This window comes from Acidithiobacillus thiooxidans ATCC 19377, from assembly GCF_009662475.1.
Lineage (GTDB): Bacteria > Pseudomonadota > Gammaproteobacteria > Acidithiobacillales > Acidithiobacillaceae > Acidithiobacillus > Acidithiobacillus thiooxidans.
Genome location: NZ_CP045571.1, coordinates 1,533,545 through 1,547,523, shown reverse-complemented (window position 1 = coordinate 1,547,523; position 13,979 = coordinate 1,533,545). Strand labels below are relative to the sequence as shown.

15 protein-coding genes are annotated in these 13,979 nt (G+C 55.4%); 10 read left to right on the top strand and 5 right to left on the bottom strand.

The annotated features are described in order from the left end of the window. Positions 1 to 62: 62 nt before the first annotated feature. From GCD22_RS08165 to GCD22_RS08150, 4 genes are all read right to left on the bottom strand, one after another. Positions 63 to 554, bottom strand: a complete 492-nt coding sequence (locus GCD22_RS08165) for a cyclic nucleotide-binding domain-containing protein (protein ID WP_226832889.1) — start codon at positions 552 to 554, stop codon at positions 63 to 65. Between the two features lie 68 nt (positions 555 to 622). After that, positions 623 to 1,111 carry a class I SAM-dependent methyltransferase gene (locus tag GCD22_RS08160; RefSeq protein WP_244947621.1) on the bottom strand — a complete coding sequence of 163 codons (489 nt, stop codon included), beginning with the start codon at positions 1,109 to 1,111 and terminating at the stop codon, positions 623 to 625. A gap of 133 nt (positions 1,112 to 1,244) precedes the next feature. Further along, positions 1,245 to 1,466: an SHOCT domain-containing protein gene (locus GCD22_RS08155; RefSeq protein ID WP_004872732.1), complete on the bottom strand. Its 222-nt coding sequence runs from the start codon at positions 1,464 to 1,466 to the stop codon at positions 1,245 to 1,247. Between the two features lie 17 nt (positions 1,467 to 1,483). Beyond that, positions 1,484 to 1,849 (bottom strand): ArsR/SmtB family transcription factor, encoded by a 366-nt coding sequence (locus tag GCD22_RS08150; protein WP_226832890.1) that lies wholly within the window; start codon positions 1,847 to 1,849, stop codon positions 1,484 to 1,486. Positions 1,850 to 1,961: 112 nt separating this feature from the next. On the opposite strand from GCD22_RS08150, the gene GCD22_RS08145 reads away from it, so the two are divergent. From GCD22_RS08145 to GCD22_RS08135, 3 genes are all read left to right on the top strand, one after another. Further along, positions 1,962 to 2,627, top strand: a complete 666-nt coding sequence (locus GCD22_RS08145) for a glutathione S-transferase (RefSeq protein ID WP_153940616.1) — start codon at positions 1,962 to 1,964, stop codon at positions 2,625 to 2,627. Positions 2,628 to 2,753: 126 nt separating this feature from the next. After that, positions 2,754 to 3,128 (top strand): ArsR/SmtB family transcription factor, encoded by a 375-nt coding sequence (locus GCD22_RS08140; protein WP_153940615.1) that lies wholly within the window; start codon positions 2,754 to 2,756, stop codon positions 3,126 to 3,128. A gap of 23 nt (positions 3,129 to 3,151) precedes the next feature. After that, positions 3,152 to 4,105 (top strand): permease, encoded by a 954-nt coding sequence (locus tag GCD22_RS08135; RefSeq protein ID WP_153940614.1) that lies wholly within the window; start codon positions 3,152 to 3,154, stop codon positions 4,103 to 4,105. 78 nt (positions 4,106 to 4,183) lie between these two features. Here the strand turns inward: GCD22_RS08135 and GCD22_RS08130 are convergent, their stop codons facing one another. Further along, on the bottom strand, positions 4,184 to 5,497 hold the full coding sequence (locus GCD22_RS08130) for an IS701 family transposase (protein ID WP_077273497.1): 1,314 nt from the start codon (positions 5,495 to 5,497) through the stop codon (positions 4,184 to 4,186). A 476-nt stretch (positions 5,498 to 5,973) separates the two neighbouring features. Here GCD22_RS08130 and recJ point away from each other — a divergent pair, with 476 nt between their 5' ends. The 7 genes from recJ (at position 5,974) to GCD22_RS08095 (ending at position 13,967) form a co-directional block, all read left to right on the top strand. Further along, entirely contained in the window at positions 5,974 to 7,536 is a 1,563-nt protein-coding gene (gene recJ / locus GCD22_RS08125; protein ID WP_153940613.1) for a single-stranded-DNA-specific exonuclease RecJ, read from the top strand. Between the two features lie 406 nt (positions 7,537 to 7,942). After that, positions 7,943 to 8,626 carry a type II secretion system protein gene (locus tag GCD22_RS08120; RefSeq protein WP_153940612.1) on the top strand — a complete coding sequence of 228 codons (684 nt, stop codon included), beginning with the start codon at positions 7,943 to 7,945 and terminating at the stop codon, positions 8,624 to 8,626. 14 nt (positions 8,627 to 8,640) lie between these two features. Beyond that, positions 8,641 to 9,324, top strand: coding sequence for a type II secretion system protein (locus GCD22_RS08115; protein ID WP_211371701.1), 684 nt, complete (start codon positions 8,641 to 8,643; stop codon positions 9,322 to 9,324). Continuing rightward, complete coding sequence (locus tag GCD22_RS08110; protein ID WP_153940610.1) at positions 9,314 to 10,327, top strand: hypothetical protein; 1,014 nt, start codon at positions 9,314 to 9,316, stop codon at positions 10,325 to 10,327. Before GCD22_RS08115 ends, GCD22_RS08110 begins: the two co-directional genes overlap by 11 nt. 13 nt (positions 10,328 to 10,340) lie before the next feature. Further along, positions 10,341 to 11,435, top strand: coding sequence for a type IV pilus twitching motility protein PilT (locus GCD22_RS08105; RefSeq protein ID WP_081576921.1), 1,095 nt, complete (start codon positions 10,341 to 10,343; stop codon positions 11,433 to 11,435). Positions 11,436 to 11,630: 195 nt separating this feature from the next. Continuing rightward, entirely contained in the window at positions 11,631 to 12,842 is a 1,212-nt protein-coding gene (locus GCD22_RS08100) for a type II secretion system protein (RefSeq protein WP_170286712.1), read from the top strand. Positions 12,843 to 12,851: 9 nt separating this feature from the next. Continuing rightward, entirely contained in the window at positions 12,852 to 13,967 is a 1,116-nt protein-coding gene (locus GCD22_RS08095; protein WP_153940608.1) for a hypothetical protein, read from the top strand. Positions 13,968 to 13,979: the final 12 nt, after the last annotated feature.

Here is a 13,979-nt window from a genome sequence, read left to right as displayed (position 1 = left end):
GTACCCATTTCCCCGGGATATCCACCAAGTAGTTGAACCGACACATACGTCCACCTGAGAAATCAAGATGCCCTGACACTCTCCGCTTTGAGATGGATCTTTCCCTGGTTTTGTAGGCGAGCCAGTAATACCGTCACACTTGCCGAACTCAGGGAAAGCATCCCCGCCAGGGCGTCTGGATCCTGGCTACCGGCTTGTTCAATCCGATGGAGAACTTCATCCTCTCGGGCCGCGAGCCATTCTTCAAAAAGTTGGTGCAGCTCCGGCTGGGCATAGGCCGCGAGCGCGGTGGTGCGCTGCATGGTTTCCAGCATTTCCGAGCACATCGCCATGCACGATCCCATCATTTGTTGCATGGGATTGCCACCTTCCGCGCCTTCCCCGTGCTGGTTCATCATCTTCTGCATCATCGCCATGGGACTCCCACCGCCTTGTCCCATCATTTTTTTCATCATTCCCATGCCCATCTCCATGGGGTTTCCACTCCCGGACTTTGCAGAATCGCCTTTTTCCTTGCCACTTTTTTCCGGTTCATCGGGTTTTGATGATTCCATGACCACTCTCCTAAATTACTCAGATTTGTCACTGCCAACAGAATTCCTGGGCAGTTCCGGTTTCTCCGTTATCCACGAAGTCGAAAAAGGCTACCGTAGTGATAGGGGGGCAACGTAATCACGTCTACCTGTCGGAAGCCAGCGGGTTCTACCACAGTTCGCACCTGCTCCGGCGTCATGCGCAGTTCCGTGCGCGGTCCGCGTGCCTGTCCCAGCACCGGTGTTTCTTCCCGCGGGCGGGCATGCCAGTTGACGACGGCGAAAAGACCACCTGGTTTCAGGACGCGGGCGATCTCCCGGGCCAGGGCCGTCTGCTCGGGCACGCCGTGAAAGGTATTGGCCATGAGGCAATAATCTACCGGCTTCGGGAGCAGTTGATGCAGATCCATGGCGTCGCCTTGCAAAAAAGAACAGTTCCGCAACCCGGCGCACGCCGATTCCGCGGCAGCAAGCATTTGCTCGTCGAGATCAAGACCGAAGACTTCACCGTTTTCCACCTGTTTGGCGAGGGCAGCAGTGAAATAACCATCGCCGCAGCAAAGGTCCAAGACCGACATTCCTGTTGTTACGCCAAGATCCTGAACGACCCTCAAGGGATCGGGCCACAGCGCTTGCCACCAGTCTGGGTCAGGCATGATTGTCGCTGGGAATAAAGCCTCTTGCTTATCAACGTTCATGTAATCTTCCTCCTTACCCTTCCAGATCCTTGCGCATTTGCTGGTACTCTTCTCGAGTGATCTCCCCCCGGGCATAGCGCCGGTCCAGGGTTTCTCGCGGCGTTTCTGCGGATCCGGACGTTTTGTGGGAACCACCGCACATGGGGCCGCCGCCCATGCCACCGCGCATCATGAAAACCATAAAAACCACCATCAGCACCAAAAAAATCAGCGGAAAGATCCACCCCCATGGCATCCAGCCCCACCCTCCATTCATCCACATGACCTTGTCCTCCGGTCTAATGGGGAAGTACTGCCGTCAACATCCTCATCGGGGCTGAGCAACGGAGTATGAGCCCCTACCCAAGCCTGCAACGACTCCAGAATCCCTAACAATTCTGGGTCGGGAAGGCAGTAGTATACGAAGCTCCCGCGCCGTTCGGCGCGCACCAGTCCAGCCTCCCGTAGAATGCGCAAGTGGAAGGAGACATTGGTTTGGGGTAGCTCGGTGGCACGGATGATGTCGGTGACTGGTCGGCATTCCGTCCCCAACGCACAAAGGATGGACAGCCGGTTCGGTTCGGCCAGGACTTTGAAAATCGGGCTGAGCAATCGAGCGGGGCAGGACGCTTCCGGCATAACATTCTCCTTGATATGAGCACGCTCATACATGTATAGTTGCTTATATTGATGATAACGCATGCGGTTGTCAATAGGTTCGACTTTCGTGCTGCCATCTGGGAGGATTTTCATGCTGACGCTCATTCATTTTGACTTCTGCCCTTTCTGCCAGCGGGTGCGTTTGGCACTGGGTTACAAGGGAATCGTTTTTAATGAGCAGCCAGCACGCTTTTATGGTCCAGAGCACTTCCAATCGATTAGCGGTTTTGATCGACTACCTGTTGTCGAGTACCCCGATGGAAGTCGCCAGGGCGAATCTCTGGAGATCATCGCAGAACTGGATCGCCGTTTTCCGGAGACACCGCCGCTCTGGCGCGGAGCCATTAGCGACAAGGAGTGGGAAGGGGTGCAGGCATGGCGCGCGCGCATCAGTGGCCTGCTATTTCGACTGATCGCGCCCACATTGCCGCAATATGCCAGTCTCGGACAGGATTCCCGCGCAATGACTTATTACCGGGACCGTATGGAGAGTTGGCTGGGAGATACGCTGGAGGGGCTGCAGGAGCGTCGTAAGGAGTGGTATGCCGGAATGGAGGCCGATCTCCAGGAAGTTACCGAGCGCGTCGCCCACCATGGCTTCTATAATCCCGTGTTTTCTGTGGCCGACACGCTCATTACCGGGGATTTGACCGGCTTACGTCTTCTGGAGGATATCCAGTTGCCTCCGGAACTGACTGCTTATTTCGCACGCGTAGAAGCGGCTGCCCATATCTCGCTTCTGCCCACCGGGGGATAGCAACGGCGCCCCTGGCTTTGTTCGTGAATCATCGGCAGTCGTTGAAACAGCCCGCGGGCGCCCTGTAAGTACGAGGGTGCCATCCTCATCTTGACAAGCGATCTAGTCATTACTACATTAGATCAAATGAACTCCAAAGATAATGATCCGCGTTGTCTCATCCGCTGCTTCGAGCCGGCCAAAGTCGCAGCCGTGCGCATGCGTCTGGAACAAGACGAATCCGATATCAAAGCCGTTGTGCGCATTTTTGATGTCCTGGGAAATCGAACGCGTCTACGCATCCTGCTCGCTTTGGCTTCCGAAGAACTTTGCGTCTGTGACATTGCGCACGTGCTTAACCTCAGTATCAGCGCAGCTTCCCATCAATTACGTGCGTTACACGACCGGGAATGGTTGCACATGCGCAACGATGGAAAGATGGTCTATTACCGCACTGATCCTCAGAAAATAAAACATCTGCTCAGCGTTACAAATGCCTTTCTGGAGGAGCGTATCGCTTAATAGAGGGCAGGCTAGGGGGTTGCATGGATTGGCTACGTACAGCGCTCAATTATTCCAAAGAATTCGCCGAAGTCGCGGTTTTTGGCTTTTTGTTCGCAGGGTTTTTGCAGGCCGTGGTGAGACCTACGGTGGTGGCCAGGTATTTGTCGGGATATTCTGTGTGGCGCGCCAACGCAATCGGCGCTACGGTTGGATTTTTTACCCCCTTGTGCTGTTGTACCGCGATTCCTACTGCACTGGCACTTTGGCGTGGAGGTAGTCGCCCCGGGCCTGCCTGCGCCTTCTTAATTGCGACCCCTTGGTTCAATTGGTACGGACTGGTCGCGCTATGGATATTTCTGGGATGGCAAATGGCATTAGTCGTCGCTGGATCGGGAGTGTTCATCGCTTTTCTCACGGGAATGATCATCGATTGGCAGTCTCCCAATGAGCGTGCTCCTCGACCCTTGCCAACAGATGTGCCAGAAACGGTCTGTACGACAACATCCTGTTCCGTCAAAAGTGGTTCCGCCTGTTGTTCTACGGTGGATACTGATGGGAGTGGGGAGTTCTTCGATTTCTCTCACCTGTGGCAAAAACTACAGATGGCCGGGACTAACGCCTGGGCCTTGGCACGGGAGCTTTTACCCTGGATTGCTGCGGGAATATTAATTGGTGCTACGGTCAAGACCTGGCTTCCCACTGCGTGGATCAGCGCCCTGGAGATCCGTGGCTGGCTGACCCCCGTGCTGGCTCTGGTGCTCGCAACGCTCCTCTATGCAGATAGCCTGGGATCGTTACCGCTGGTCAACGCGCTGTTGCAAAAAGGATTGGGGCCTGGGAATGGTATGATTCTGCTCATTGCCGGCGTGGGCTCAAACATCGCCACGCTCGGCCCCATTTATCGCGAAATGGGGACCCGTGTTGCCATTCTATACGCCTGCTGTGTCATGACCCTGGCGCTTCTATTGGGGATATTGTGGAATCTCTTTCTGTAGCTGAAGTTTAGACATTCCGCTTCCTCGCCTGTCCCAGTGGGTGGCGATATGATGCAGTAAATTTGGGGTAGAAGCGTGTCAGGCAGCCTTTTTGCGGGGTGGGTCATCGGTATCGGCCCAAAAGTCGGAATTGGGGCACTGGAATTTCCCGGACTTTGGGTCATAGCCCCTCCAGAAAGGAACCCGCAGAAAATGCAGATGGAGCCATTGAGCCATGAGTCCTGCAGTGACGGGTGTAGCGATACGCCAAGGCGCTACGGCGGTCATGGGAAAGTCCTCGGTGACTGTTTCCGCGAGGAGCTGCACCATGGACCAGGCAATGCAACGAATTTGCATCCAGCGTTCGAGAACCGCGCGCCTTTGCTGCCAGAGGTTATTAATGCCCCACCAGCGTTTCAGGTTATGGAAGAGGGGTTCGATCTGCCAACGGTTGCCATAGAGGGTGACGATTTCAGAGGCGGTCAGATCGGTTTCGGAAGCGAGATAAAGGCGTGTGGGCGACCATCGATGGTGTTTTGCATCGTAGATAGCGCTCCAGACTGCCCGGACGGGATGGCCGTTGAGGAAGCGTGCCTGGGCGACGATGGATTGAAGACGGACCTTCTGCCATTTCCCATAGACAAACAGGGTGAGGATCTCTGTGGGGAGTGAGGTCAGGGCTTCCGGGGTCAGTTTGTCCCCATATTTCCGGGGCCGACCCCGTTGCGCTTTGGCGGGTTTGGGCGGGGGCTGCCGATACAGTGCGGTATCCTGGCGCACCTGGCCGATGAACTGGCCACGCTGACGCAGCAGGGGCAAGAGCAGGCGGCGACGCATGAACCAGGCATCGGTGAGCAAGCGGACGGGTACGGGGATGTGGGGTATAAAGGCCCGCAGTAATGCCCCGGCGATTTTCAGCTTGTGGGTATTACCGGTGCGGGGCACGAGGCGCAAGCGAATGGGAAAGGAAAGGGCTTTGCCGGAGCGGCTCCGCAGGGTCAACGCCAGCCCTACCCAGTTCTGGGCGAGGACATAACGGGGGCGGTTGTGTTTATGGCTGTGATCGAAGTGGATGGTCGCGCCTGGGGCCTTGGTAGAGTGTCGCAGGACCAGCGTATCGTCGATGATCAACTCGACGATCGGCAGCGGCGGCAAAATGGATAGGAGCCATCGGACTTGGGCAATGGCCAGAACCTGGGTCCGCAAGGATTCACGCTCCAGGAGTTTGTAATAAGTGGTCCAATGGCAGCGCAGCGAAATATGGCTGAGGGCACGGGTGACCCAGCCATCAGGAGAGATCAGGCACCCGCACAGCAGTTCGATGAAGCTGCGCCGCGAGCGCGGCGGCACGGCGGCGAGAAAGTAGGAAATCCACTCTGAAAGGCGGAGGGTAACGAGACGCTGAAAGGACATGGCAGTGATTCCGAGAAGCCTAAAACGCTTCTCATTGGCCGACCCTTTTTTCCAAAGGGTCGGCCGCACGGCACTATCTCCGTGTCAAGCACTTTCGTAGCAAAAATAGAAAATAAAAACCCGGCGGAGCCGGGCTGAATGTCTAAACTAGAGTTTCTGTAGTTTAAAAGCGAATAAATAAAGGACACTCTGATTTAGCTTCCTGATATAATGTAAGTACTCCTGAGTCGATAATGTGGATCTCGTGAACGACTGCTTTCGCTGCCCTGCCGCTGTTAGGGTCTGTGGGCTGCAGAAGGCTGATGGAAGAACCTGCAGCGATATTTCGTCATGCTTGACCAGACGATGAATGCTTGTGCTTTATGGGAGGCTCGATTCGCTTACTTCATATTAGTGTTCATAAACACGTGTTATAACCTATATTAACGTATCACTATGATTTAATTATTATAAATAAAATATTGTGAACAAAACAAATACATATTGACGTCGATGGCGGAACGGCAACGGCGTTGCTGATAGACTTTCTGACCCAATGCGGTGCGCGTGTGGATTTTCTGATTCCCAATCGGGTGACCGAAGGCTATGGCCTTTCCCCCGCGTTAGTGGAACGGGCTGCGGCGCATCAGGCGGATTGCCTGATTACGGTCGATAACGGCATCAGTGCCTTTGCGGGCGTTGAAGCGGCCAAGGCGCGGGGCATGACGGTGGTTGTGACTGACCATCATTTGCCCGGACATGGAATTCCGCCTGCCGACGCCGTGGTAAATCCCAATCAGCCCGGTTGCCGGTTCCCCTGGAAAAGCACCTGTGGCGTAGGCGTGGCTTTTTATCTGGCCGCTGCCATCAAAAAAGTGCTCATAGCCGCCGGGCATCCTCCGGTGCATGGCTTGGATCTGGGGCAATTCCTGGATTTGGTGGCCTTGGGTACCGTGGCCGATGTGGTGCCTCTGGAAAAAAATAATCGCATTTTCATTCGTGCTGGGCTCAAGCGCTTACGCCAGGGCACTGCGCGTACCGGCTTGCGGGCTTTGATGCGGGTGTCGGGCATCTCTCCAGCCACGGTGCAGGCGGAAGATCTGGGTTTTCGGTTGGGTCCCAGAATTAACGCTGCCGGTCGTCTGGAGGATATGCGGGTAGGGGTGCGGTTATTGCTGACCCGTGATGCAGAGGAAGCCGATACCCTGGCGAAAAAACTGCACAGTCTGAATGGGGAAAGGCAACAGATCGAAGCGGAAATGCTGGAACAGGCTTTGGAGCGGGCGCAGCAGTTATTGCCGGAATCCCCAGAAGCCATTCCACTGACCGATGAAGACACCCAGGCGGTGCAGGCTCCCCGTATCTTGTGTTTGCAGGATCCGCAGGGGCATGAGGGTGTAGTTGGTCTGGTAGCGGGCCGCATCAAGGAACGTACCGGATTGCCGACGCTGGTTTTTGCGCCGGGCGCTGATACGGGCGTACTCAAAGGTTCGGCACGGTCCATTCCCAATGTGCATATTCGGGATTTTCTGGCCGAAATGGATGCGCAGCACCCGGGCCTGATTCTCGGGTTTGGTGGGCATGCCATGGCGGCAGGGCTAACCGTGCGCACCCAGGACTTTGACCGTTTTGCGCAAATTGCCCAGGCGCTGGCCTTACAACGGATTCCTTTCGATGCCTTGGCCCATCGCGTCTGGGTCGATGGCGAAATTGAACCGGATTATTGTACGCTGGATTTGGCGCAGGAAATTGAAGCCTTTGGCCCGTATGGTAATCAATTCCCCGCTCCGTTGTTCATTGGCACGTTTCGGCTGCTGAAAAGCCAGCGTATCGGCAAGGATGGGCAAACCCTCAAGATGTCCGTGGCGCTTGATGGGGCAGGGCGCACAGGTCAGCCGCTACAGGCCATTCAGTTTAAGCGCGGAGAGGTACCCGACCCGGAACCCGGTGATATCTGCCGGTTTTTGTATACCTTATCGGTCAACCGCTTTCGCGGGGAAGAATCCCTGCAGTGTATTGTGCAACAGGTGATGGAGCCGATCAGTGCGGCTGTGGTTTAAAAAAAGCCAAAACTAACCGTTTAATTTTTAAAAACCGCAAAATCCGTCGGATATACTGGAACCAGTGCAGTACACAAAGATCACGAAACAAGGTCCCCCGCCGGCGGTGGGGAAAAAACACCGGCAGCCAAGACACGTGAACGGGCCTGAGAGGTCCTTATCAGCGCCTCTCAAAACTCCGGGCCGACAGCACAGTGGGCGAGGTCGCAATCAGGTCGAGCGTTATCGGCCTATTTTTTTGTCTGGCGTGTGGTGGATTTCGGGGATCAATTTGATCCCTTGATCGTTTTTAACGTACCGCTTTTTAAAAAAACCAGAAAAAAGCCGTTTATTAATCACCTGGACGCCTTCTTGACGCATTAATCTCCTGAATCGGATCCTTTACTTTTTTCAGGAAAATTTCATCATGATGATTTCAAAGTGTTCTCGTTTGATTGATCGTGCGCGTAATGCTTTACAGCGCATCCCCTTTTTCGCTGCCAGTGCAGCATCAACCGAAGTAAAAAATAACCCGGATGAATCTGGTTTCAGTTTGATCGGTATTCTGGCCGCCGGGTTGATTATGACCATTCTTGGGGTCGCCACGTATGGCTTTCTAAGTCTGAGCGGCTCCAAAAGCAAGGCGCTATTTGCCACCTTTACGTCCGTGGCTGCTGCGGCTGAGCATTACAACATGAGTGTGGGGGCCTACCCGACCGTATACGGGGCCATGGTGGATACCAATTTTGAAAATGACAACTCCACCAATACCAATGTTTCGACCACCTGGAATGGTCCGTATGCCAAGGATAAGGACATGAATACCAGTGGCGTGTTGCTGCTGAACAGTATTGCTACGGGTGCGACGCTCACTTTTGAGCCATTGACGTCAGATTCTACCGGGGCCTTACCGAATGGCCTGCCGTATCAGTATGCGTTGGTCGCTAACAATATCCCTGCCAGTATCGCCCATAAAACGACCAATATCTGCAATGGTGCGCACGGTAACAGTAGCGGTGCCGATGGCGGTCAGTGTGTGTTGATTGAAGGGACAGGCGGGCTAGATCAAGTCTATTACATCTTCGCCCAGAACCAGTACGGCGCTTACTAAGGTCTGTTTGTCAGATGGGACAGTCTGCGTGTAGCGATGGGGTTGCGGCTTTCGGGTTATTCCGCAAGAACCGTTCTCCCTATACTGCACGCCCTTTATTTTTGCGGTCGCGATGGCCTGTTTCAGCGGCTGCTGAGTCCGGATTTTCACTCATAGGCATGCTTGCGGCTCTGGTGATTGCGGTCATTGTAACGGCGGCTGCCGTGTATTACCTGAATCTTTCCAATACACGGGGTGAGGCTATTTATCAAACGATGAACTCTATCGTGCGGGCGAGCCAGAACTTTGCTCAGGATACGGGTTGTTATCCCGCCAATGTGGCGGCTCTGGGAACACCGGGGGCCAATGGACAGGCGGCAGGTCTTAATGACTGTACGCCGAATGACCAGCAATGGGATGGGCCTTATCTTACCCAAACCAATATTTTTCCAGGAGGCAATCTGACTATTCCGGATTCGGATAGCGGGATGCCGGGGACCACGGTGACCTTAACGACGGGTGATTGGCTCAGTCAAAACCCGGAGATGGCGGGGCGCGGAAAGGTAGAGGTCGCCGTCCTGATAGGGCCTGTATCCGCTTCTACACAGGCGGAGTTCTGCAAGCGTTGCAATGGATGCGCTGAACAGGGTAACAACCTCCCCAGCACCTGTTTTATCACGGGTGACGCCGTGGGAAAGGTGTTTGCCAGTGTGGATTAAACAGCAGCTATCCAAAAGGCTTGCAGCCGGCAGGCGTGCAGCCGGGTCCTGCGGACGGCAGCCCTGCAGATGGCAAGACGGATTTGCAGGAAAGGGGTTCGTACCTTGCGAAGGTGCTGGCGTCCTGCATGGTTTCCGCTCCCCGCAAGGGGGTGCGCCCCTGCAAGAGGTTGCGCCCCAGCCAGGGGCAGAGGCGGGCGTCGCGGCGATTCTGTATGTCCTGGTCCTGATGATTTTCCTTGCCGCCGTCGTTTCGGTTATTTCGGCACGGTTGGATGATTTCAGCCATCAACGGCTTAAACAGACGCAGACGATATGGCTCGACCATGCTCAACAACAATTGCAGGGGTGGTACGCCCAAAACGCGGCCTGGCTGGATGCCGGTGGGAATGGTTCGGCGCCCCCCATCAGCGCGTCCGGAATACTCAGCGCGGCGGGAGTGCAACCTCTGTGGAATGCGCAGTTGTTTGTTTCTGATGCCACCTGCCAGTCTGCTGCACAGGGGAGTTTGTGTTATCGCTCCCTTTGGCTGGCGATACCGTCTATGGCGGGTACCGCACCTACCTTACAGAACGGCGTATTTGTTCCCAATGGCGCCCGCTATGTTTCGGTTTCCGGCCAGGCCATCGAAACCCGCTTGTACAACGCGGCACTGCATCAGGTGAAGCGCATGGGTACGTTGCTGGAATCGGGCTTTGCCGCATCGGAATCGTCGGGTGCGTTGCATAACGATGACCTGGACTGGTTTGCCCCTGAAGGGTGTACGAACGGGAACGGGGACGGCCCGTTTGCCTGCAGTAATGGGGGATGGATTTCCTGGGCTGATTATACGCAAGGCAGCGGATTGGCGGGTACGCAAAACAAAAATCCGTGGGGATACGCGGTCGAGGTCAATAATTCTGGCGGTGAGGCTAGTGATACCGCGACCCCGTATTCCGTAGAACTCTCCAGTCCCTTGCCATGGGGCGGGGCCATAACTTCTTTGGTAGCACAACCTTTTTAATGAGGAGCAAACGATGACAGCTTTTGTGGAATGGTTTGAAAAGGGTAAAGCGGATTTGGCCGGTAACTGGTCGGACCTTTTTCTGAAAGAGGGACGTATTCCGAAATTCGCGGATGCTTCTGGGCACGTCGTTCCTATCCCGGGTGCCCCTGTGGTGGAACGCGCCGATTTTGAGCAGATTCTGGCCGCACAAACGCGCAAGGATTTCCGCTTTGTCATGGAGGATATGCATGGTTCGGAAGGCCCGCGCGAACTGGATTATGCGGCCAGTCTTTTCGGACTACGTTTTCGCTGCAATCAGTTCCATTACTCGGGCGGCGTGAATGCACTGGTGATGCGCAAGCTGAATGAGCAGATACCCGAGTTTTCGACGCTGGGTTTACCTATGGAAGTCGCACTGCCGTTTTTCTCCCGGTCTGCCGGAATCATCATTTTTGCCGGCGCAACCGGCTCTGGAAAGAGCACCAGTCAGGCTTCCGGATTGATCGCACAGCTGCATCGTCCCATTCATATTCTCACCATTGAGGATCCCGTCGAATATCTCATCCCGGTTGACCAGAATGCGGAGGTGACGCAGCGCGAAGTCGGCGTCGATAGCCTGTCTTTCAGTATGGCGATTCGCGCCGCCCTGCGCGAAAAACCGAACATTATTATGGTCGGCGAATTGCGGGATGCGGAAACCATTGAGGCGGCTACCATCGCCGCCAACTCGGGTCACCTGGTTCTGGCTACCACCCATGCTTCTACGGCTTCAGAGGCCATTCGCCGGATTCTGGAAAGTGTTCCCTCGGAAAACCGGGCGGGATTACAAAACATTCTGGCGGATTCTCTGGTAGCGGTCATTGCACAGAAGTTACTCCCCCGCGCTGACCGACCGGGAAAAGTGCTGGCCTATGAAATCATGACCGCGACCAGCGCCGTGCGGGCCGATATTGTGACGGGCCGCTACGCCAATTTGCCGACACAAATTCAACAGGGGCGCGAGGAGGGCATGAACTTGATGGAAGAGTGCATCAAGGACCTGTATCGGGCCTCCAGAATCACGGAAGAAACGGCTTATGCATTTGCGCCGAGTCCCGACCGGTTACGGAAAATCATGGAGTATTGATTAATGACGGCGCCAGACAGACACCTGCAGCACCGCCCTATGTGGTTATCCATAGGGGCTCTTTGCTCAAAAGCAGACCCCTTGGCAGGGTGCAAGCCCTTTGCAGGGTGCGAGCCTTGCAGGCGGCAGCCCTTCGCAGGGCGCAGCGCAAAACGGATGGAGTCCGGTGCGTCGGTACGTCTGGTAGCGTCTCAAATGGACAGACGAGCGCAGGGCTTTACGCTCATCGAGATGCTCTTTGCCATCTTTATTTTTACGCTATTGCTGGGTGTCCTGGCTCCCGTATTTATGCAGGCGCTCCATGCGTCCCAGGAAACCGCCACAGAAGCCCGCATGCAGGAGCTCGCCAAAGGTACCAAGACCGCCTATGCCAAGGATGCCATGGTGGTGGATACCACCGGTGCCAATGGTGCCCTGGTGTTTACCGCTGGTCACTCCCAGTGGATTGGGAATGGCCTCAATGGGATTAATACCGATGTTTTGACGGATGGTACGGAGACTGTCACGCCTGCCCGGGCTTTTACACCTGGGCAGCCGCAGAGTATTCAACCGGGTTTTTATGCCATAGCCGGCGCTGCAGGTAATTCTCCCCTGCATCTGGCTACAGACGGTTTTGGTCAGCCGGTATGGGTGTATGTCAGCCCGGAGATGGAAGCCCAGTATGATGGGTACCCCCTGTACTTCCATGATGTCGGTTTTCTTTCTACCAATGGATTACCTGCCGGCATCACCCCACAAAGCCAAGGGGTGACGTATACCTGCACGGTAGATCCAGCCAATGATCAGTATGGCTGCGCTTTTGATTTGGGGACCCAAAAAGGCGCACAGCATGATTTGGTAACCCAGGTCTCGGGTTATGCCATTGAAGCGCATCTCTACAAAGTGACCCTGCAGCGCATGCATAAAGTGGCACAGGCCTATAGCAGTTATTTTACGACGCAATATCTGGCGAACCCAGGACGTAATGCGGATATTGATTATTTTGCTTCTGCCGACCCCAATGATGGGACCAATGCCAGTTATTGGGATACCGCATCGGTAATTACGAATTCGGGGAATGGTAACGGCCCTGGATGGGCATTTCCCGGTCAAAATCCAGATGGCTCGACCGTCAGTTATTACTACGGTTCAGGCGCGCTCTGCGATGTTCAACCGGCTACCTGGAATAACAATGATTTTGTGACGTCATTGGGTTTATCCGATGCGTCGGTGACCTCTGCCTGGGGTTTTCTGTTCGGCGTGGGGAATGGGCCGAACTCCGGTTCAGCGGCGGGGACCTGTAATGGAAATGACAGGGATCCCTCTTCAAGTAACGGTAATCTGCAATCTCCCCCTTATACCGCTTTTATCTATGCCTGGGCACCTTCTGGTGTGCTTCTGGCGGACCCTGTTATTGGTAACTACTGAGGATTGAATATGAAAAATTCACGAATGATACATAGTCTTTTATGGGGTGCGGTGGTTTCCGCCATGACGGTTCTGCCCGCTTATGCCAATACGGCGGGGGTGAACGCCATTCTGGAAGCGGCGGCCGGTAAAGCGACGGTGCCTGCACCTGCCATCCCCTCCGCCAAGACCCCCGTGTCCAAGGAATCGGTTCCATCCACGCCGACTCCCGCAGCCAAGGCACAGCAGCATGTGTTGATAGGCCCCGTTCATGTGGCGCCATCGGCGCATCACCCCGCCGTGACGGTTCCGGCAAAGCCGATCACCCCTCATCCCACTACGGTAAAACCCACGGTGCCTGCGCCGCATCCGGTTTCCCCCGCTGCCGTGCAAGCCCCATCGCATCCAGTAACGCCGTTGACCATGCCCACGCCATCGCGCCGCATGTCCGCGCCAGAAATGCCGCAGGCTGCCAGTCATGCCGTGACCGCCGGTTATATCAATCCGTTTATGGGCACGCCGGGGACTGTGCAAAAACTGTCCAATAAACTGAGTATTCTGCAGCTCCAGACCAAAATCGCCAAAGCCCGGGCCAGCTATGCCAAGTACGATAGCGAGGCGAGTTCCATGGCGCTGGACCATTCTCCGCAGTTGCGGTCACTGGAACAAGCCGTGGCTGAACTGCGCGGCAAAATGCAGGCTTTGACTGCGGCTTCCGCCCGGGCACAACAGGTGGCCCATCAGGTGCAGAAAGCGACCCAGGCCAAGCGGGCACATCTCGCCGTGGTCGCCATTATGGACGATCAGGGGCAGCGCGGTGCCGTGATTCAGGTAGGGAAAAACACCTATACGGTGAAGGCCGGAAGCACGCTGGATGGGCATTTGGTGCAGGCCGTGGACCCGCATCAGGTGATACTGGGCGATGGCACGATCCTGAAGCTCTCGTCGCAAATCGGACATTATCAGTCCACCAGCTGGAAAGGCCATCAAAATAGTGGTCAGATTGATTCTCCACAGCAGTCCAATATCCTCACGCGCCTGGCCAGTGAGGCGAAAAAGGACGGGATCCGTTTTAATGCGCCCCCATCCGGCGGCGTCAGTCCCGACGGTATGCCGATTTTGCGCCCGGGCATGGTACCGGGTTAAACGGTGGGCGAT